The following is a 20,654-nucleotide window of genomic DNA, read 5'->3' on the forward strand; positions in this document are numbered from 1 at the left end:
CAGTGATAGCCTGGCTATCACTGGCGCAATTCACTTAAACGAACTGCAGAACGTCGTTGACGGCTTTGCGTGGTTTTTGTGGCCAGTTGGTCGCGCCTGGGTAGCCAACGGTGACCATCATGACGGGGATTTCCGCATCCGACAGGCCGAACTCCTTAGCCACTGCAGGTTGGTCGAATCCAATCATCGGGGTTGAAATCAGCCCTTGGCCTTTGGCGGCCAGCATCAGCGTCATCGCGGCCAGGGAGCCGGAGCGGATGGCTTCGTCGCGCTGTAACTGCGGGTTCTCCCCGTACATACCCTGGGCCGCACCCACCCACATGTCGTAGATCGACTGGTCGATGATGCCGGCATCCACCGACGGCTTCAGCGCAGCCGGCAACGTTTCGTGTGGGTTGAGGGTGCCGCAGACGATAAACGTCACGGCCGCGTCCACCACCTTCTGTTGGCCAAATGCCAATGGCAGCAGACGCGCCTTGGCTTCGCTGCTGCGTACCGCCACGAACCTCCAGTTTTGCAGGTTAAAGGCGGAAGGGGCGTGTGTAGCCAGGTTGACCAGCTCGGCGATCTGATCGTCGGTCAATTGACGTTCAGTGTCGTAGCTGTTGGCGGAAATTCGGGACTGGATAATTTCGGCAATACCGGACATGGCGATCTCTGTGCGTTAAGGGGCAAGTGTCTTCGTTCACATCAACGGCTGAACCCGTCGAACGGGGTCATGTACACCGCGCCGAACGGGTCCAGGCGCTTGCGGATTTCCGCATCCGGCGTGCCGTACACCACCAGGCTGGTGATGGTGCACAGTTCCAGGAACCGCTGGCCGAACGGTGCAAACGTGGTGTCGACGTGGCTGACCACGGCATCCGCGTTGTAGCGCTCAAGGATATGAACGGTGCTGGTGTCTTCGTTGGCGCTGTATTCGTAAACCAGCGTGCCTGGCTCTGCACGGGTGGCCGTGACGATTGAGGCGATCAGCGTCTTGAACTCGGCGAATTCCGCGGGTTTTACTGCGAGGTTAAACAGGCAGGAGATGTAGGGGTACATGATGAGTTTCCGTCAGAGGCGCCAGGCGGCGCCTGTTGAGTAGGAGGAGGTCAAGACTTGTCTGGGGCATCCCCGAACAGCTTGCCGGCGCCAGCCCAATCGGACGCTGCGACGTCTTCGAAAATGACGTAGATGTAATTGGCGTCAGTGCCGGTGTGCTTGACGATGCTTTCTGTGATATCGGCGGCAACAGCGGCTTTTTGCGCGTGTTCTTTACCTTCGAACCAGCTCACTCGTACGACGGGCATAAGGCATTCCTCTTGGGACATTGATCGGGAGCAGTGCGTGGTGTGCACTGTTGTTTGACTGGAATCCATCGTACTGGCGAACAAGCTGGCGATAAACGGCCTCCAGCTATAATCTGGGTAGACTAAAACTCTACAATCAGCGAGCCCGACATGGTCCCCATTGATTCCTTCCAGGGCGTTATCACCTTTGTGGTTGCCGCTCGCTCGTCCAGCTTCACCCAGGCTGCCGAGCGGTTGGGGCTGTCGAAATCTGCCGTGGGCAAAGCCATCGCCCGATTGGAGGAGCGCCTGGGGGTGCAACTGTTTCATCGCACCACCCGACGGATTTCATTGACCGCCGATGGCGAAGCCTATTTCGCGGCGTGCTCTACGGCGCTGGAAGAAATCGGCGCCGCCGAAAGTGGCCTGGGCCCCGGTGGTGGTGAGCCTTCAGGGCGATTGCGCGTCGATATTCCGGTGGCCTTCGGTCGTCGCGTCGTTGCGCCCCTGCTCTTCGAGATCGCCAACAAGTACCCGGCGCTGCAATTGAGCCTGACATTTTCCGATCATCTGGTGGACCCCTTCGAGGAGGGGATCGACTTGTTGGTGCGTTTCGGCGAATTGCAGGACACCAGCGGTCTGGTCGCGCGGCGGTTGATGCGCCAGCGCTGGGCTATCTGTGCCGCACCTGGCTACCTGACACGTTTTGGCGTGCCACACACCCTCGAAGACCTTAATCACCACCGCTGCATTGTTGGGCATCGACGCGGCCAGCCGTTGGCGTGGCGAGTCATGCAGGCAGGGCAGACGGTGCGCTACGCGCCACCCTCTACCCATCAGATTGGTGATGGCGAAGTCATGATTCTTGCGGCGGTTGCCGGCGCCGGCTTATGCCAGATGCCGCGTAGCCTGTTCCAGGACGATATCGACGCGGGCCGGTTGGTAGAGGTGCTGCACACCTATGAACCGGAAGCGGTGGATGTGCATGCCGTTTGGCCGAAGGTGTCGCACCTGCGGCCGAAGGTGAGGTATGTGGTGGATGAACTGGTCAAGCTGTGCGCGCATTGGCAGTGATGGGCTAATCGCTGAACAGCTCAAACATCAGTTGTCGGAACCATTTATTGGCCGGGTCCCGATTGTATTTGCCGTGCCAGAACAAGTTGATCGCAATCTCGGGCAAGGGCAGGGGCAACGGCAGGCTCGTCAGTCCAAAAGGGCTGGCGCAACTGTTGGCGAAACGCTCGGGGACGGTGGCGATCAGGTCAGTGTTCTGCAGGATATGACCCACCGCAACAAAGTGCGGCACCTCCAACCGAATCTCACGCTGCAGCCCGGCGCGCTGCATATGCGTGTCGATTTCGCCGTGGCCGGTGCTGGCGGCCACAATCCTCACATGTCCGAACTCACAGAATCGTTCCCGGGTCATTGGCAGTTCAGTCAGCGGGTGGTCTTTTCGGCACAGGCACACATAGCGGTGATGAAACAGGCGGCGCTGGTAGAAGCCTGCCTGCAGGTCCGGCAGGAGCCCGACCGCCAGATCCACCTCACCATTGGCCAGGCTTTCGGAGAGCTCGGCATTGCTGCGCAGGGTACTCACCGAAACGCCCGGAGCTTGCTTCAGCAGCGCCTCGATCAAGCGCGGCACAAAGTAAATTTCGCCGATGTCAGTCATCGCCACCACGAACCTTTTCTGGCTGGTGGCCGGGTCGAATTCATCGTGGCGGTTGATCGCGCCGTGCAACAGGCCGATTGCCTGGGAGACGGGTTCCGCCAGTTGCGCGGCATAGGGCGTGGGCTGCATGCCCTTGGGCGTCCGTACAAACAGTTCATCGTTGAACGTGGTCCGCAAACGCTTCAGCGCGTTACTGACAGCGGGCTGAGTCAGCCCAAGGCTCTCGGCTGCTGCTGACACACTTCGGTCCAGCAGTATCTGGTTGAAGATCACCAAAAGGTTCAGGTCCAGCTCGCGCAGGTTCATCTCGGCTTGTCGCTCTGTGGACTTCAGAAGGGTTATGCGTATTCAGGATGATGATAGTTTGTATGGCTGTGAGGGCATTTATCAATGGTTTGTGAATAGTCATGATCGGACTATTCCAAAAACAAACATAAGGTTTACCCATGACTAGCCCTCAATCTGTCTTGCAGGTGGGCATTGTCGGCGGCGGCATCGCTGGCGTGGCCCTGGCACTCGATCTGTGCCGTCACAAGCATCTGGAAGTGACATTATTCGAAGCAGCTCCCGCCTTTGGTGAGGTGGGTGCCGGCGTGTCGTTTGGTGCGAACGCTGTTCGCGCCATCGAAGGACTGGGCATTGGCAAACCCTACGAACGGATCGCTGACCGAACCCCGCAACCGTGGCAAGACATCTGGTTTGAATGGCGTCGCGGCGCAGACGCCGGCTATCTCGGTGCCAGCGTCGCCCACGGCGTGGGCCAGTCCTCCGTGCACCGTGCAGATTTCCTTGATACCTTGGCCAAACAACTGCCGGACGGCATCGCGCGCTTCGATAAGCGTGCGGTCAGCGCACAAGAGACGGGCGACAGGGTCAGCGTCCAGTTCACCGACGGCACGGACTATGAGTGCGACCTGCTGATCGCCGCAGACGGTATCAAGTCCAACCTTCGCGACTATGTACTTCAAGGCCTGGGCCAGCCTTTGGTCGCACCGCGATTCAGCGGCACCTGCGCCTACCGCGGCATGATCGACAGCGAACAACTACGCGCCGCCTATCGCGTGGCTGGTGTCGACGAGCACCTGATCAACGTCCCGCAAATGTACCTGGGCCTCGACGCCCACATCCTCACATTCCCCGTCAAGCAAGGCCGGCTGATCAACGTGGTGGCGTTTGTTTCTGACCGCAGCGACCCGAACCCGGTATGGCCACCAGGCACACCCTGGGTGAAAAGCACCAGCCAGGCCCAGATGCTGGAGGCGTTCGCCGAATGGGGCGATGCCGTGCGCGTTCTGCTCGAATGCATTCCCGAGCCGACCCTGTGGGCCCTTCATGAACTCGACGAGCTTGCAGGTTATACCCATGGCCGGGTCGGACTGATCGGTGACGCTGCTCACGCCATGCTCCCACACCAAGGTGCCGGGGCAGGGCAAGGGCTGGAAGATGCCTGGCTGCTCGCCCGCCTGCTGGGAGACCCACGAGTGTTGGAGAGTAACGCCCAAGACGTACTCCAGGCGTATGACGCGATTCGGCGACCACGCGCCTGCCGCGTGCAGCGAACCTCTTGGGAGGCCGGCGAGCTCTATGAGTTTCGGGACCTTCAGGTCGAGGATCGAGAAGCCCTCCTGTCCACCACCCTGGCCAGTCGATTCGACTGGTTATGGAACCACGACATGCAGTCGGACCTTACAGATGCACGCGCCCGGCTTGGGTGGGCTGAAGCCGTTTGATCGCGAATTGCGCCAGGCTCCATCGTCTGGCGCTGTCCACTTTTCCTACGGGCCAAGAAATTTTGCTGCTTTGACATCGCACGGATACGCGACTGTTTTTGACGCGTGGCAGTTTTTATTCTTGTTGAGCTATAGATTCGATGTCCGTCTCCACCTCGTTTTTCGTGGCACCGTTGTGATTTCTCAGTAGCCAATGACTGTTAATCATTGGGTCCCTGGTTCGAGTCCAGGTCGTGGAGCCAGATAGTGAAAAAGCCTGCAGAGATGCAGGTTTTTTTTGCCTGGGATTTGACCTGGCAAGCCGAGCGAGCTGCGTGGCTGGCATGAGGACAACAGGATCCAGCTCGCAGTTACATGCACGCCAATGGTCTTGCCTCCGGAGCGTTGATGAGCTCACTCAAGACACATTACGATTGTTAGTAACAACTGGTAACAAGCCTGTTTGGCATATTGCCATTATTGGCATTGTTTTTTGCTTTCGCTGCTTGACTCTGTGGTGGCTACAGGGTTTATGTTTGCTCACGACAACTATTCAGCGAGATTAAGATAAGGGATAAATGCCGGACCTGAGAGACTTCTTAGTCTCACATCCCGTGTCAGTTGTCTTTGCTATGTTGTGTGGCATGGAACAAAAGCGAGCCATTCTAATAACGGATGCTGTCTATCCACTACAACAAGGACGTTGATGAAATGAAAGACCCCTGATGTTATTTGGCCTCGTAATAAAGGCCTGTCTTCTCTGCGAATAAATAGTACCCCTCTTGGTAAGCCTAACTGATTTTTAGATCAGTTGGTTGTGGCGCTTTCGGCCGGGTGCTCATTAGAAAAAATAAAAAATCAGTGCCAATAGTTTTTGGCTCATTGCTTGCCTGCGCGTGCTTTTAAAGAAATAACAAAAACAATTAATTGAAATAAGGACGCTTCATGAATAAGCATGACTTTTCATCGCAACTTAAATCCTTGGGCGTTGACCCATTGAAAGCCGCTGCTGCTTCGGTCTCGGAGCTTTATCGGTTGCCTCAACAAACACTTGACTCGATCAAAGCATCGTTGATTATCGAGGCGTTCAGGTTTCATTATCGAAACAATGATTTTTATCGCAAAGCGTGTGAAAGCAAGGGCATTGACGAATACAGCATCAACCGCTTCGAAGATTTGATACGGATTCCGCTGGTGCCCATCGCCAAGTTTAAATCCGCCAGCAGTCATGAATTGCTGTCGAAACCGCTCTCGCAAATCGAACACGAAATGCGCAGCACCGGCACCAGCGGTATTCCCAGTATTTCCCGACGTTGCCATGACACTGTTGATGTCGCAGTCGTGGCAATTTATGCGATGTACCGCGAGTTCCTGGGCATTTCCAAGGGCGCTGGACTTTATATCTGCCCGTCCACCGAGGAAATTCCGGAAATGGGCATGATCAAGGCGCTGAACATGCTCGCTGGGCTGTTGGATACCCACACCTTCATGGTTAAGCAGGAACGCTTCGTTCCCGAACAGGCCATCGAACAATTGAAGGGCTGGGAAAACCAGTTTACCCGTCACATTATCGGCCCCCCGTTTCTCATTTACCGTCTTCTGCAATTTCTCAAGCAGACGGGTCAGCGTCTTAGCCTGGATCGCGATAGTCGGGTCATCACCCTGGGCGGTTGGAAGCGCTTCACGGGCCAGATGATTTCACGACGCGAATTCAATTTGATGTGCCAGGAGTATCTCGGTATTGATCCGGGCTCTGTGCGCGATATCTATGCACTGGTCGAGTCCAACGTCATGGCTATCGATGACGAACATCAAATTAAGCATGTATCGCCTTATGTGCACTTCACCGTACGCGATGTGAACGACTTGAGCCGAGAAGTTGCCCCAGGGGAAAAAGGCGTATTGGGTATTCTGGATCCGCTGGCGCTGGCGACGCCTGGCATGATTTTAACCGAAGACATCGTAGTTCTGTTGCCAGGTGAAAGTCCTTCCGGTCGCAGCGGCCAACGCATGGAGTACATCATGCGCGCGCCTACTTCACTGGAGTTTGGTTGCTGTGCAGTGAATCTGGAAAAAACCATGGACGAACAACCCTCGCCGACAGCGGCAGTGTGCCCGGTCGCCAATTAATACAATTGACCTGACAAAAGGAACTTGTATGTTTAACGATATTATCGTCAGGCATTTTTCCGATGCCACTTATGCTGCTGAGCTGGACGCCCATGGCGCCGTTATAGAGTTGGGAAACCCTGTGTGCGGGGATCGTATTCGTGTGCAGTTTGAGGTTGAAAACGACTTGATTAAAGGTGTTCGCTTTCAAGCATGGGGGTGCGCAACTTCACTGGCAACCGGCAATATATTTTGCACACAGGTCGACGGAAAAACGCTAAGCGAAATCGACGAACTTACCCGCGCCGATATAGAGCATATGTTGGGGGAGATAGAGCCTTCACAGCACCACTGCCTGGAAATGCTCCACTCCCTCTTTACCCGGTTACGGCAATACAAAGCCGCCTGAGGAATAACAGTATGCCAACTTTCGGTTATTTCGATTACAACGCAACGACGCCGATGTGCCAAGAAGCCTCACGAGCATTAAGTGAAGCGTTGAACCATTTCGGTAATCCTTCAAGTTTGTACAAGCTGGCCAAGCAGAACCGCAATGCCCTGGCCACGGCACGGCAACAAGTAGCCCGTTTGATGAATTGTGCATCTGCCGAACTGGTCTTCACCTCGGGTGGCACCGAAGCGAATAACTGGGCGATCAAGGGTGCCTTGCTGGCATGCGGCGCAATAGGCCGTGTTGCACAGCCCACCCACATCATCATCTCGGCGATCGAACATTCGTCGGTCTTGGAAATCGCCGAGCACCTTAAGCGGGTCTTCGGCTTTGAGATAACGCTGCTGACACCGGACAAGGAAGGTATTGTCAGCGCCGAGCGGGTACGCACGGCTTTGCGGGACACCACGCGGGTGGTCTCGATCATGCTGATGAACAATGAGGTCGGTACCTTGCAGCCGGTATCCGACATTGCGCAAGTGCTTCACGGGCGTGCGATTCACTTCCATGTCGATGGTGTACAGGCAGTGGGCAAGATACCCGTGGATGTGAAAGCACTGGGTATCGATACGCTGTCTTTTGCAGGCCATAAATTCTGTGGCCCAAAAGGCGTCGGCGGCTTGTATGTGCGCAGCGGCGTGGTCCTGGAGCCTCTGCTGCATGGCGGTGGCCAAGAGGGCGGCCTGCGCGGGGGAACCGAGGCCTCGGCGTTAGTCACCGCAATGGGCGTCGCGGCAGACGTTGCGGCTACCTCCATGCCGGAAACAATTGCGCGAATGTCGGCTTACCGCACCAGTCTGATTCAGCAATTACAGCAGCGAATCGACGGTGTGACGATCCACGGCTCAGCGGACAAAACCACACAAGCGCCCAACACCCTCAGCGTGCGCATCGAAGGCATACGTGCAGAGTCGCTGGCTGCTCTTCTGGATCAACTTCACGGTATTCAAGTATCGCTCGGCTCGGCCTGCTCCAATAACGGCTCAAAGTCTCTTTCCCACGTGCTGCTAGCAATGGGCCTTAGCGAAGCAGCTATAGAATCGACTATGCGCGTCAGCCTCGGCCCGCTCACCACGCAGGACAGTCTGGAGCGCTTCGTCAGTGCCGTTGAGGCGTGCGTCAATACGCTGCGGCGCATCAGCGGGGAGGCCCAAGCATGAACACCCCAATTGTGCTGGACACCGCCAGCACCATCCTGGATTGCCTCAACCATTACGGCACTACCCGGCCCGAAGAGCCGGCCTACACCTTCGTGGGTCACCGGGATGTTGATCGGCAGGTATTAAATTATGGTGAGTTGTTGGAGCGGGCAAGGCGTTACGCTGCCGTTCTGCATGACGCCGGGCTGTCAGGCAAAAATGTCCTGCTACTGTTCCCGACCGGGCTGGACTTCATCGTCGGTTTTTTTGCCTGCGCCTACGCAGGGGCAGTAGCGATTCCGGCCAACATTGCCCGTAACAGCCACCACTACACGCGGCTTGGGCAGATCGTTGCAGACTCCGGTGCTGTAGCAGTCCTGACGGTGACGGAGTTGAAGGTCTCTATCGCTCAGGGGCTGGGTAACAGTGACTCGCTCACGTTCTACTGCGAGCCGCCTGCTTCAACGCAAACCTGCCTGCACGCTGCGCTTCCAGGGCCTGAACGGCTGGCATTCATCCAGTACACCTCGGGGTCCACCGGCGTTCCGAAAGGCGTGATGATCAGCCACGGCCAATTGATCGCCAACGAGCGGGCTATTCAGTCGGTCTCTCGCCTGCACGAGGGGTTTATTGGTGGCGGCTGGTTGCCTCAGTTCCATGATATGGGGTTGATCGGTGCAGTCCTGCAACCCATCGCAATGGGCGGTCACTACGTCTTCATGTCCCCGCTGCATTTTCTGCAACGACCTCTTCGTTGGCTGGTCCTGCTCAGCCAATACAAAGCGATCGCCACGGCAGCGCCCAACTTTGCCCTGGAGTTGTGTCTGCAGGCCGATGTCGATGAGGACACTGCCGCCCAACTGGACCTTTCGGCACTGCAGATACTCTTCTGCGGCGCAGAACCGGTGAGCGCCACGGTGCTGGAGCGTTTCGAGCGTAAATTCGCGCGCTATGGCTTGCGGGAAGGCGCCGTCACACCTTGTTATGGGCTGGCGGAAGCTACCCTGATTGTCTCCGGTGGTTTACCTCTCGACGGCCAGAGAGTCTTGAACGTCGCGCGCAAGGCTTTGGAAAACGGCAAGGCCCACACTCAGCAGGAGACGGGGGCGGAGCTGCAATCGCTGGTGAGTTGCGGGCCTGTGGTGCGACACCATCAGATCGTCATCGTTGCTCCCGATAGCCACACGATTCTCGACGAAGGCCTGACGGGAGAAGTCTGGTTCTCGGGGCCCAGTGTCGCGTTGGGCTACTGGGCGAATGAACAGGCCAGCACCACCGTTTTCGGCGCGACGACCGCATGCGGTCAAGGCCCTTACATGCGCACCGGAGATCTGGGTTTTGTCCACGATGCCAACCTGTACATCGCTGGCAGAATCAAGGAACTGATCATCCTGCGAGGTCGTAATTTTTATCCTCATGACATCGAGGCAACGTTACGCAGCGCGATGCCAAACCTGCGCGATGCGCACACTGCAGTGTTTGCCGTCGGGTCAGGGGAGTCGCAGCAGGTTATTGCCTATGTCGAGTTTCCCCGACGCGATAAAAGCATCGCTGGCCTCGACTTTACATCGTTTACCCGAGCGTTAAGGGCTGCCGTTCTGATGGTCCACGACGTTCGGCTCGGGGATGTCGTCTACCTGTACCAAGGTGCTATTCCACGTACATCCAGCGGCAAGGTTCAACGTCACTTGTGCGCGATCCGGTATATAGACCGCAGCATCGACCAGCACCGGCAACTGATCCACTCGACCCGCCTGCCCACCTTGTCCTGCCTTGAGACTATTGCGCCATGAACATCGACCAGACACTCATTTCCTCGTTGCCCGATGCCTCCTGGCCTGCGGAAGAAGGTGCGGCTGCCGTTGGCGCGCTCATCAAACTTAAACTGCGGGAATACCTGAAGGTCCATCAGCCCGAATTCGTCGAGGAGATCCACGACAATTTGTCATTTGATTACATTGGCCTGGACTCGGTCGCCCGGGTCGAACTGGTCGCAGCATTGGAGAATCAGTTGGGCATTGCAATCGACCCAACCGCTGCCTATGACTTTGTCACCGTCGGAGCACTGGCCAGCTTCGTCTGGTCGCAACTGTCCGACACGCCTCTGGACCTGAAAGCGGCACTGGGGGTTTGAATGCTTGAGTGCCTTGTCATCGGAGGGGGCCAATCCGGTCTTCTGTGTGGACATCTACTGGCGCTGGCCCGAATCGACTACCTGGTGGTCGATTCGGGAACCCGTGCAGGAGATGTCTGGCGTCAGCGGCCCGCCAGTCTGCGGTTATTTACCTCGCGCCAATTTTGTACGCTGTCGGACCTGCTGATGCCTGGTGACCCAGACGGCTATCCTTCCGGCAGCGAGTTTGCCGATTATCTGGAGCTATTCGCCCGAACAAAATATGTGCGGGTTTCGTTCGGGACCCGCGTGATGAGTTTGTCCCGCTCGCCAACGGGTTTCGAGGCCTTGCTCGACAATGGCGAAACCCTCCAGTGCCGAACAGTGATTGACGCCACCGGTTCGAACCAGGCACCGATTATTCCAGCGTTCTCCCGGAGCCTGAGCCCGGACGTCGTGCAACTGACCGCAGGCCAGTTTCGTGATTCCGATTTCATGCCGCCCAACTCCCGAATTGCGGTTGTCGGTGACGGCGCCAGTGGACGTCAAATCGCCTTGACCCTTGCTGCGCGACACCGTGTGACCCTGAGTTGCGGGCGCCGACGCAAACTCGTCGCCAACAGAGTATTGGGCAAGGATGTTTTCTGGTGGCTGGACAAGCTCGGAATATTATCGGCACGCCACGATTCATGGATTGCCGCCATCATCAAGAAACGTGACCCCATTCCGGTGGCCAGTGCCAGCAACCCGGTGCTTGCCCACTTGGGCGTGGATATAAAAGGTCGTGCCATCGATGCGCGCCAGGCTGGCCTGATATTTGAAGACGGGCACCACGTGCCGGTTCAAGCGGTGATCTGGTGCAACGGCTATCGGGAAAACACTGATTGGCTTGAACTGCCAAGGCTCAAGGATCCTGCCCTACCGGTCGGACTTGAGGGCAAAACCGCGCAGCCTGGTTTCTTTTTGATGGGCAGGAAGTGGCTGACCTGTCGCGCTTCGGAGCTGGTTCTTGGGGCCAATAATGATGCGTCTCTCATCGTCAAGTATGTCCAGGCCCATCTGGAAAAATAACGACACTTCATCTGAAGGATGAATTAATCATGATAAGAAATACGGTTGCCTGGATCGTCAGATACAGGTTGTGGGTTCTTATTGTCATCAGTTTGGCGACCTTGTTTTTTGCCACCCAGGTCCGGAACCTGCAAATCGTCATCAACCCCAACACGATGCTGCCGCAAGCACACCCGAGTGTGATCGGTACCAACCTGGCTGAATCGCTGTTTGGTTCCAAGCATGTGGTCGTCATCGGCGTTAGTGCAGCTGACGGTGGTACCGCGCTGACACCTCGAATCCTGACAACGCTCGGGCAGCTTTCTCAAGCCATCAGCGAGCTGCCCGGCATCAAGGGGCACACCTTGATGAGCGTGACGGCGAACAAGGCCAAGTCGATTTCAGGCACCGCCGAAGAGATGCGTGTCGATCCACTCCTCGACAGCCCGCCTGACGCTCGGGCTATTGCGCGCCTGCAAGAACGCATCGCGACTAATCCGGTTTATCAAGGCACGCTGGTATCCGAAGATGGCAGCCTCGTCTCGCTGTCGTTTGCCATCCAGGCCGATCAGGGTGGCTTCCGGAAAATCATGGACGGTGTTCAAAAGGCCATTGATCAACAGAGCTCTGCCGAATTGAAGATTACCGCCAGTGGATCGCCGGTGTTTTTCGCCGCCGTGGAACGCTTTGCTCAACGCATGGCTATCTTGTTCCCCATCGCACTGCTGATTATCGGTCTGATCCACCTGGAAGCCTTCCGCACTGTGCAGGGTCTGATACTGCCGCTGCTTACTGCGTTGCTTGCCGTTATCTGGGGCCTGGGCGTAATGGGCGCGGTCGGGGTGCCGATGGATGCATTCAATGCGACTACACCGATCCTGATACTGGCCGTTGCCGCCGGGCACGCGGTGCAGATCCTCAAACGCTACTACGAGGAGTACGACAAGCTCACCGCCGGCACGACCACGGACTCTCCTCAGCAACTGAATAACCTGGCGATTATCCAGTCTCTGAGTCGGGTTGCACCGGTTATGCTGACGGCCGGTGGGGTAGCCGCACTGGGCTTTTTCTCGCTGGTTACCTTCGAAATCGCCACGATCCGGACTTTTGGGCTGTTCACCGGCCTTGGCATTCTCAGTGCGCTGTTGATCGAGCTGACGTTCATCCCGGCTCTGCGCAGCTACCTGCCCGCGCCTGCGATCAATAAAACGGCCGCCCCGAAGGGCCCTAGAGTCTGGGACAGGCTGGCCGATCAACTCACCAGGTTGATCCTGAAGCGGAGCAGGCTGATCCTTTCAGTTTTCGCGCTGATCGCTTTGTCGTCATCGGTCGGCCTGTTGTTTCTCAACAAAGAAAACTCGACCAAGAGCTATTTCGGCAGCCAACTGAGCGTGTATCAGGATGACGAATTCCTCAATCGCAAGTTGGCCGGCACCAATACCCTGTACGTGGTGTTCCAAGGCGAGCACGCCGACAGCCTGAAAGATCCCCATACCCTGCGCATGATCGAAGACACGCAGCGGTTTATCGAAAAACAGCCCGATGTGGGCAAGACCACCTCCATCGTCGACTTCATCAAGCAGATGAGTCAGTCGATGAATGAAGGCAAGCCACAGTTCTACCGCGTGCCAGACGCCCAGGACATGGTTTCACAATATTTGCTGCTGTATTCCATGTCTGGCGACCCTACCGACTTCGACGCCTATATCGACTATGACTACCGCAATGCGAGCCTGATTGTGTGGGCTAAAAACGACAGTAGTACTTACGCAGCCGAGCTGGTGGAGGCGATTCGTGGGTACCTGAAAAACCGCCTGCCACCCGGTGTGAAAGTGCAAATCGGCGGCAGTGTTCCACAATCCTCAGCCCTGAGCGAAACGCTGGTTGAGGGCAAGCTCAAGAATATTTTTCAGATGATGGGCGTGATCCTGCTGGCGGGAGCGTTGGTTTTTCGGTCGTGGATGGGTGGCGTTTATCTGGTCGTGCCTCTGGCGGTCACTGTGCTGGTGAACCTTGGCGTGATGGGTGTGACCGGTATCCCGCTCAATACACCTAACTCCGTAGCTTCCGCCATGGCGATCGGGATTGGCGCCGATTATGCCATTTACATCCTGTACCGCATGCGCGAGGAGTTGCGACGCCTCAATGATTTCGACCTGGCCCTCCAGGAGACCATGCGCACTGCCGGCAAGGCGGTCGTTTATGTCGCAACAGCGATTGCCGGTGGTTATTCAGTGCTGATGCTCTCGTTCAACTTCTACGTCCATATCTGGTTCGGCTTTCTGATCGTACTTTCGATGATCGTCAGTGCGCTGTGCGCTCTGGTGCTGATCCCGGCCCTGATGAAAGCCTTCCCGCCGACCTTTATGCGAGTACACGACATGAAAAAGCCTGTACCGGTCACAGCCCTGCTTGCCTTGTTTGCCATCGTCATCGGTATGACGGCCTTGCCCGATAGCGCGCAGGCTCAAACCCCTGATGCTGACCAAATCATGTCGCGCAGTTACCAGGCCACACGTATGGACAGCTCCCTCTCGCAGTCTACGTTCACGCTGACCAGTGCTTCGGGGCAGGAGCGGGTGCGCAAGACCTTTGCCGCGACCCGTCTTCAGTCCGACGGTGCAAACAACCGCCGGGTAATTCGGTTTTTATCACCCAGCGACGTACGCAATACCACCACGCTGATCATCGAAAAGTCCGAACAGGACGATGTGTGGGTCTATCTGCCTACTCTGAAAAAGGCCAGGCGCTTGGCCAGCAGCAATAACAACCGAAGTTTTGTTGGCACAGACTTGTCCTATGGCGACCTGATCGGCCATAAGCCACAGGATTGGACGCACCGCGTGTTGCGTGAGGAGTCTCTCGAAGGTGTCACAGCCTATGTCATCGAATCCCTGCCCAAATCGGCGGAGATCGCCAAGAACACGGGCTACTCGAAACGCGTCAGTTGGGTGGCGAACGATTCGTTCGTAGCGGTCAAGTCGGAGCTTTACGACGCATCACAAGCCTTGCAGAAAACGGCAATCAACCGCGAGCTGAAAGTCGTGGATACGGCACGCAAAAAATATCAGCCCATGCTTGTGACAGTCAGCAACCACCAGACCGGACATTCCACCACCGTCAGGATGGACCGCTTTGAGGCCAACATCGACGTCAGTGACAACTACTTCACTAACGGCTATCTCGAAAGAGAAGAGTGAGTCATGCGCGCCTATCTGCTTACGCTGACAGCCGTTGCAGGCGGTTTTTCATACAGCGAACTTGCGCAGTCGGAAAACCTGCCCTTCGGTGAATGCCGCACCGGCTACTGGTCGTCCAGCCGTAACCTGGACGATCGTCGCGATGTCACCAAGGGCACTTGTCTGATCAATTGGCGCAGCGACCTTGCTGAACAGACACGTTTGGTCCTCGGTGCCAGGATCGGCATCGACGACAGTGCCAAGGCAGACGATTACAGCGGCCGCCTGCGCGAGGGTTACATAGAAACCGGCACAGGCGAATGGACCTGGCGAGTCGGTCGCCAGATCATCGCCTGGGGCCGGTCGGACCGGGTCAACCCCACTGATAATTTGTCGCCGCGAGACCTGACCTTGCTGGTACCTGAAGATGAAGATCAGCGTATGGGTATCAATGCAGTACAGATCCGCCGCACGCTTGATGACAACCTGACGGTCACGGCGGTGCTGGCTGATTTTGAAGCCAACCGAATGCCCACCGGTACGCTGCCGCGTAGCTTGCTCAAGCGGGGGCAACTCGATGCAATCGAGTCGGCGTTAAAGCTCGATCGCGCCGGAGATAGCCTGGACTGGTCCATCTCCTGGTTTGACGGCTACGAGCGTGCGCCGCGTTATCAGGCAGTCCTCTCGGCGGCTCCACTGTTTGTCAGCGCGTACGAACGCAAGCGCGCCGTAGGTGCCGACTTTGCCTGGGCTGCACAAGCCTGGACCCTGCGAGGCGAAATGGCCCACGAGCGGCTTGAACTGGACTGCTCGGGCTGCCGTACGGTGCAGCGCAAGGTCAGCCGGATAGTGCTGGGCGCCGACCGTAACATTGGCGAGTCCGCCAACTTCAATGTGCAGATATTTGGCGTACAGCGTGACTACCAGGCACCAGGAGACGGGGAGATCCGACGTTTGATTGATCAGGGAACAGACCGTTTGAACTCTGAATTCGGTGCTCGCGATTGGGGGGTAACCACCCGGGTTTCAGATATGTTTTTCAACGAGCGGCTCAAGCTCGAAATGTCCGCTGTCGTGGATCTTTCCGACAGCAGCTATGTGGTCAGACCCAGAGCGAACTATTCGCTGACTGACTCGCTAAAGCTGATGACTGGCCTCGATTATTTCCATGGCGCCCAGCAGAGTTACTTCGGCGTCAGAAAGAAGAACAGCCTGTCATTCGTGGAGCTGAGCCTGATTTTCTAGAGGCGGCGCAGGCCCTAATACAGCCCTGACCCTCACGGCTCAACTCGGTGAGCGTGGGGGCTCACGATGCTCGCACGCAAGGCTCGACGCAGTGCTGTCACGTGCCTCCTCGCGGATACGACGCACGTTATTGTTAAGTACTTTGTAAAAGAAACGATGGTACAGCCAGCCCTTCAAGCCATTCAGGTTGGTCTTGTGCTAGGTATAGAACTCGTCCGGCGAGGCATATACCCCAAGCTCCCGGGCAATACCTTCGCGCTGGATAAAGGTGTCCCGTCCCGTCCATTGCACGGCCGGGTTGGCCAAGCAAGGGGTTGCGATGGCATAGCCGAGGAAGGCGTGTTGGCATTTACTGAACTTGTTCTGCACCGCGCGCAGGTATTGCTCGTCCAGAATCACACCTTCAAGTACAACCCAGCGTTCGTGCAGATTGACCTCGACCCAGGTGTGAAGAATTTCCTTCGGCGACATGAAGTAGACAAAGGGCGTCATTGCGCCTTTTTGCAGACGCTTGTTGATGGTGAAACCGCGCAACCGGCAAGGGATGTCCAGCGCACGCAACAATCCCATCAGCAGGGTCGATTTGGTGTTGCAGTGGCCCAAGCCTTCTTCAAGGATAGCGGACATCGGCAGGCTGTCAGCGCCGGCGTTGTAGCCGAACAGGATCTCATCGCGACAGAATTCGTAAACAGCTCTCGCGGCCTCTTCCTGTGGCAGCTGGCGCCAGCCGCGCGCGTCAATGAGCTGAGTGACGTTGCGCGCATCGAAGTCGAGTATCGATGTGCGCTGTAGATAATCCTGATTCTGCCGCTTGCTCATGGCCAAAGCCTCCGTGGTTTTGAGTAGCCTGAACCCTATAGCTGCATCAAGGTCAAGGTTCTATGAGCAGAAAGCGACAAGCCTGACGTGTTACCCAATTGTTGGCAGCGCATCCGGCTTCTGATTTTTTATTGCTCAAAGACGGCCAAAGTCGGGCACCCTACACGCTATCCATTTCTGCTTTTCGACAGGATTCGAACATGTCACCACTTCCCGAAACGTCCACCGATCCCTACCAATGGCTTGAAGACGTCGAAGGCGAGCAATCGATGCACTGGGTGCACGCCCAGAACCTCAAGACCGAAGACCGACTCGCCCGCTCCGACAGCTTCCAGCAAATCAAAGCCGATGTGCTGGAGATGCTGGACTCGGACAGCAATATCCCCTACGTCGACAAGGTCGGCGCCCATTACTACAACTTCTGGATGGACGCCGCTCACCCGCGGGGCCTGTGGCGTCGCACCACGCTGGCGGAATACCGCAAGCCGCAGCCCGCCTGGGAAACGTTGCTGGACCTGGATGCGCTGAATGCAGCCGAAGGCGAAAACTGGGTATGGCACGGTGCTGACTATTTGCGCCCGGACTACCAGCGCTGCCTGCTGGCGTTGTCCCGCGGCGGCGCGGATGCGAGTGTCACCCGGGAGTTTGATCTGGCCACCAAGACCTGGGTCGAAGACGGTTTCCAGTTGCCCGAGTCCAAGGGCGGCCTGGGCTGGATCGACCGTGACAACGTCTATGTCTTCACCGATTTTGGTGAGGGCACGATGACCCGCTCCGGTTACCCGCGCATCGTCAAACAGTGGCAGCGCGGTACACCGCTGAGTGCCGCCCGTGTTGTCTACGAAGGCACGCTGGATGATATGTACATCGCGGCGATGCACGACGACACGCCCGGCCATGAGCGTGACTTCGTCAGCCGCACGCTGGCGTTCTACAACAACGAGCTGTACCTGCGGGGCAGCGACAACCAGTTAAGCAAAATCGATGCGCCGAACTCGGCTGAAAAGTCGGTATACAAAGACTGGCTGCTGCTGGAACTGCGGGAGGACTGGACGCTTGATGAGGTGTTTGTGGCCGGTTCGTTGCTGGCGATCCGGTTCGATCGTTTCATGGCAGGGCAGCGGGATTTCGACGTGCTGTTCACCCCTACGGACAGTACCTCGCTGGCGGGTTTTTTCTGGACGCTGAATCACCTGGTGCTGAACGTACTCGATCACGTCAAGAACCGTCTCAGTGTGCTGACTCCCGGCGCGAACGGATGGCAGCGCAGCGCGTTCACCGGCGCGCCCGGCATGGGGACGGTGTATGCCAGCGCGGTGGACAGCGACGACAGTGATGCGGTCTGGCTGGTAACCACCGACTACCTGACGCCGACCACCTTGTCGCTCGCCGAGATCGGTCATCCGCCCGAGGCACTGAAAACCCTGCCGGCATTCTTCGACTCCAGCCTGCACCTGGTCGAGCAGCACTTCGCGGTGTCCAGGGATGGCACCCGTGTGCCGTATTTCGTGGTGCGCGGGAAAGACTTGCCACTCGATGGCACGGCGCCGACCTTGCTCTATGGCTACGGCGGTTTTGAACACTCCCTGACCCCGCATTACTCCGGTGAAGTAGGCCGCGCCTGGCTTTCGAAAGGCGGGGTGTACGTGGTTGCCAACATTCGCGGTGGCGGTGAATACGGTCCTCGCTGGCACCAGGCGGCACTCAAGCAGAACCGTCCGCGCGCCTATGAAGATTTTGCCGCGGTGGCCCGTGACCTGATCGGCCGTGGGATTACTTCGCCCCGACATCTGGGCGCGGAGGGTGGCAGTAACGGTGGCCTGTTGGTCGGCAATATGCTGACCCAATACCCTGAACTGTTCGGTGCAATCGTCTCCCAGGTGCCCTTGCTCGACATGCAGCGTTACCACCTCTTGTTGGCCGGAGCGTCGTGGATGGGGGAGTACGGTAATCCGGACGAGCCTGAAGAGTGGGCGTACATCCAGACGTTTTCGCCGTACCACCTGTTCGATCCGGCGAAGGCCTACCCACCGGTGTTTTTCCTGACCTCGACCCGCGATGACCGCGTGCATCCGGCCCACGCCCGCAAGCTGGCGGCGAAGATGATCGACGCCGGCAAGGACGTGACGTACTACGAAAATATCGAGGGTGGGCACGGCGGGGCGGCGGACAATGCACAGGCTGCGCATATGAGTGCGCTGGTCTACAGCTTTTTGTGGGAGAAGTTGAGTCCTAACTGACGTTCGCCAGCCTTAATTGTTGGTACGCCTGCACCAACTGGTCGAGCGTAAACCCAAGGTTTCTCCCGCTGGGATTGGGCAGAACCCAAACAGCCGCATGCCCCAGGGTGTGCGGTTGAAGCCCCCAGGCAATCTGCTTCTGCCCGCTCAACGCGCTATAGGCTGCCTTTCCCAGAAACGCCACATACCGTGGCGCATAACGGGTGATCTTGCGTTCAAAACTCGCTGCTGCTGCCTTGAATTCATCCGCTGACAACTGATCCGCCCGGGCCGTAGGCCGCTCCACCACCGTGGTCAGCCCGCACTGGTACTGCAAAATCGTCCGGTCGTTTTCCGGCTGCACTTCATGGGGCGTAAACCCGGCCAGGTGCAGCGTGCGCCAGAACCGATTGCTCCTGCCCATGAAGTGATGGCCGGTGGCGGCGGCCTTCAGGCCCGGGTTTATTCCGCAGAAAATCACGGCCAGGTCTTTGGTCAGAATGTCTTCGAGTGTTTCGTTCATGCTGAGTCTCAGGCAAGGGTCTTTCGCGACGTTTGGAATAACACAGGGGGCGGTCTGGCGTATGGCGTTAGTCGGGATGGATACCCTGTGAACCTGTTCAGGCTATCTTTTACAGCGGCTAAATCGGCTTTCCTGCCGATTTACCCGCTCCACCGTGCCTACTTGTGGCCATCGTGGTTAACGGGGCCCTCAGATCAAAATCAAAAGCAGATCAAGAGCAGAGCTGCTTTATGTGGGAGCGGGCTTGCTCGCGAAAAACCTGAGAACGCCGCGTTGAATCAGGATGCCCGCGTCATCGTTAACGACCTTCGCGAGCAAGCCCGCTCCCACATTTGGACCGTGCCCGCTTCTGGTTTTGCTGTTGCTGTTGCTGTTGCTTCACCACACTCAAGCCGGCCTGTAGGCCGCTGTGCTTTTGATCTGCTGTTGATCTTGATCTTAGGCGCCCCGTTAAACCACGCTGGCCGAACGCAGGCTTTGGAGCGTGGGTAACCCGGCAGGACGCCGGGTTAGCCGCGCTGGGACAAGGAGGGCCCATCGCGGCGGCCCACGCTCCAAAGCCGGAGTGAGGGCACACCGAGCATTAGCGAGGTGCCGAGTGGTGGGGCAAGAGCGTTTTGCTTACTTTTGCGCTGTTCAAAAGTGAGCCGCTGTAAGAGCGGAACCAATCGAAGCCATCACCCAAATAACGGATATGCCCCCTAACCCAACAACGCCCGAGCAAACTCATCAGACGCAATAAAGTCCATGGCCTTACGCAACTCGCAAGCCGCCTCAGCACCAAAAGCCGCATCAAACCGCATCGCCATCTGCCTGGACACCACCCGCGCCTCCTCGTACTTACGCTGCCCCGCATCGGTCAACAGCACCCGTCGGCTGCGGCGGTCCAACTCATCCACCTGCAACACCACCAACCCATCCCGCACCAGCGGCTTGAGCGTATGCCCCAGCGCCGACAAATCCATCACCAACGATTGCGCCAAATCACGCATCTTCGGCGAGTCCCCATTGGCGATATGGTTCATCAACGAATACTGAGTAGCCTTCAGCCCAAACGGCAAAAACGCCTCATCATAAATTTGCGCCATCCGCCGGGACGCACGACGCACGGCTCCATTGGAACAGGTGCTGGGACTATTCAGGACGGGCGGTGCG

Annotated in this window: 18 protein-coding genes; 11 read left to right on the forward strand and 7 right to left on the reverse strand. The window is 57.4% G+C overall.

Translation table 11 applies throughout. From position 1 onward, the window contains the following. Window positions 1–34 precede the first annotated feature (34 nt). Genes ACA046_RS09995 through ACA046_RS10005 form a run of 3 tightly spaced genes read right to left on the reverse strand, consistent with a single transcriptional unit; the run spans window position 35 to window position 1,292 of the window. Window positions 35–649: a nitroreductase family protein gene (locus ACA046_RS09995; protein WP_497676372.1), complete on the reverse strand. Its 615-nt coding sequence runs from the start codon at window positions 647–649 to the stop codon at window positions 35–37. Between the two features lie 41 nt (window positions 650–690). Continuing rightward, window positions 691–1,044 carry a putative quinol monooxygenase gene (locus ACA046_RS10000; protein WP_459027386.1) on the reverse strand — a complete coding sequence of 118 codons (354 nt, stop codon included), beginning with the start codon at window positions 1,042–1,044 and terminating at the stop codon, window positions 691–693. A 50-nt stretch (window positions 1,045–1,094) separates the two neighbouring features. Further along, window positions 1,095–1,292: a tautomerase family protein gene (locus ACA046_RS10005; protein ID WP_058822715.1), complete on the reverse strand. Its 198-nt coding sequence runs from the start codon at window positions 1,290–1,292 to the stop codon at window positions 1,095–1,097. 150 nt (window positions 1,293–1,442) lie between these two features. Between ACA046_RS10005 and ACA046_RS10010 the strand changes: the two genes are divergently transcribed. Beyond that, the gene (locus ACA046_RS10010) at window positions 1,443–2,345 is read left to right on the forward strand and encodes a LysR family transcriptional regulator (protein WP_459027388.1); all 903 of its coding nucleotides are present in this window, start codon (window positions 1,443–1,445) and stop codon (window positions 2,343–2,345) included. A 4-nt stretch (window positions 2,346–2,349) separates the two neighbouring features. Here ACA046_RS10010 and ACA046_RS10015 read toward each other — a convergent pair whose 3' ends face one another. After that, window positions 2,350–3,249 carry a LysR family transcriptional regulator gene (locus tag ACA046_RS10015; protein WP_497676373.1) on the reverse strand — a complete coding sequence of 300 codons (900 nt, stop codon included), beginning with the start codon at window positions 3,247–3,249 and terminating at the stop codon, window positions 2,350–2,352. A gap of 140 nt (window positions 3,250–3,389) precedes the next feature. Between ACA046_RS10015 and salA the strand changes: the two genes are divergently transcribed. From salA to ACA046_RS10060, 9 genes are all read left to right on the forward strand, one after another. Beyond that, the gene (salA, locus tag ACA046_RS10020; RefSeq protein ID WP_497676374.1) at window positions 3,390–4,673 is read left to right on the forward strand and encodes a salicylate 1-monooxygenase; all 1,284 of its coding nucleotides are present in this window, start codon (window positions 3,390–3,392) and stop codon (window positions 4,671–4,673) included. A 924-nt stretch (window positions 4,674–5,597) separates the two neighbouring features. Further along, on the forward strand, window positions 5,598–6,782 hold the full coding sequence (locus tag ACA046_RS10025; RefSeq protein ID WP_497676375.1) for a LuxE/PaaK family acyltransferase: 1,185 nt from the start codon (window positions 5,598–5,600) through the stop codon (window positions 6,780–6,782). Between the two features lie 28 nt (window positions 6,783–6,810). Beyond that, a complete protein-coding gene (locus ACA046_RS10030; protein ID WP_459027396.1) occupies window positions 6,811–7,170 on the forward strand; it encodes an iron-sulfur cluster assembly scaffold protein in 360 nt (119 codons plus the stop codon). 11 nt (window positions 7,171–7,181) lie between these two features. After that, window positions 7,182–8,372, forward strand: a complete 1,191-nt coding sequence (locus tag ACA046_RS10035) for a cysteine desulfurase family protein (protein ID WP_459027398.1) — start codon at window positions 7,182–7,184, stop codon at window positions 8,370–8,372. Continuing rightward, window positions 8,369–10,144 (forward strand): fatty acyl-AMP ligase, encoded by a 1,776-nt coding sequence (locus ACA046_RS10040; RefSeq protein WP_459027400.1) that lies wholly within the window; start codon window positions 8,369–8,371, stop codon window positions 10,142–10,144. Before ACA046_RS10035 ends, ACA046_RS10040 begins: the two co-directional genes overlap by 4 nt. Further along, window positions 10,141–10,485 carry an acyl carrier protein gene (locus tag ACA046_RS10045; RefSeq protein ID WP_459027402.1) on the forward strand — a complete coding sequence of 115 codons (345 nt, stop codon included), beginning with the start codon at window positions 10,141–10,143 and terminating at the stop codon, window positions 10,483–10,485. The genes ACA046_RS10040 and ACA046_RS10045 overlap by 4 nt, the downstream gene beginning before the upstream one ends. Next, window positions 10,486–11,535 carry a flavin-containing monooxygenase gene (locus ACA046_RS10050; RefSeq protein WP_459027404.1) on the forward strand — a complete coding sequence of 350 codons (1,050 nt, stop codon included), beginning with the start codon at window positions 10,486–10,488 and terminating at the stop codon, window positions 11,533–11,535. A 29-nt stretch (window positions 11,536–11,564) separates the two neighbouring features. Then, on the forward strand, window positions 11,565–14,714 hold the full coding sequence (locus ACA046_RS10055; RefSeq protein WP_497676376.1) for an outer membrane lipoprotein-sorting protein: 3,150 nt from the start codon (window positions 11,565–11,567) through the stop codon (window positions 14,712–14,714). Window positions 14,715–14,717: 3 nt separating this feature from the next. Then, a complete protein-coding gene (locus ACA046_RS10060) occupies window positions 14,718–15,938 on the forward strand; it encodes a hypothetical protein (RefSeq protein ID WP_497676377.1) in 1,221 nt (406 codons plus the stop codon). Window positions 15,939–16,136: 198 nt separating this feature from the next. Here the strand turns inward: ACA046_RS10060 and ACA046_RS10065 are convergent, their stop codons facing one another. Beyond that, window positions 16,137–16,757: a transglutaminase-like domain-containing protein gene (locus tag ACA046_RS10065; protein WP_497676378.1), complete on the reverse strand. Its 621-nt coding sequence runs from the start codon at window positions 16,755–16,757 to the stop codon at window positions 16,137–16,139. Between the two features lie 200 nt (window positions 16,758–16,957). Between ACA046_RS10065 and ACA046_RS10070 the strand changes: the two genes are divergently transcribed. Continuing rightward, window positions 16,958–18,997: a prolyl oligopeptidase family serine peptidase gene (locus tag ACA046_RS10070; RefSeq protein WP_497676379.1), complete on the forward strand. Its 2,040-nt coding sequence runs from the start codon at window positions 16,958–16,960 to the stop codon at window positions 18,995–18,997. Here ACA046_RS10070 and mug read toward each other — a convergent pair. Together mug and ACA046_RS10080 are read right to left on the reverse strand one after the other, a co-directional pair. After that, window positions 18,990–19,499, reverse strand: a complete 510-nt coding sequence (gene mug, locus ACA046_RS10075) for a G/U mismatch-specific DNA glycosylase (protein ID WP_459027414.1) — start codon at window positions 19,497–19,499, stop codon at window positions 18,990–18,992. The two genes, ACA046_RS10070 and mug, sit on opposite strands and share 8 nt — an antisense overlap. A gap of 701 nt (window positions 19,500–20,200) precedes the next feature. Beyond that, window positions 20,201–20,587: a MarR family winged helix-turn-helix transcriptional regulator gene (locus tag ACA046_RS10080; RefSeq protein ID WP_459027416.1), complete on the reverse strand. Its 387-nt coding sequence runs from the start codon at window positions 20,585–20,587 to the stop codon at window positions 20,201–20,203. Window positions 20,588–20,654: the final 67 nt, after the last annotated feature.

The sequence above is a fragment of the Pseudomonas sp. LBUM1641 genome (assembly GCF_059716235.1).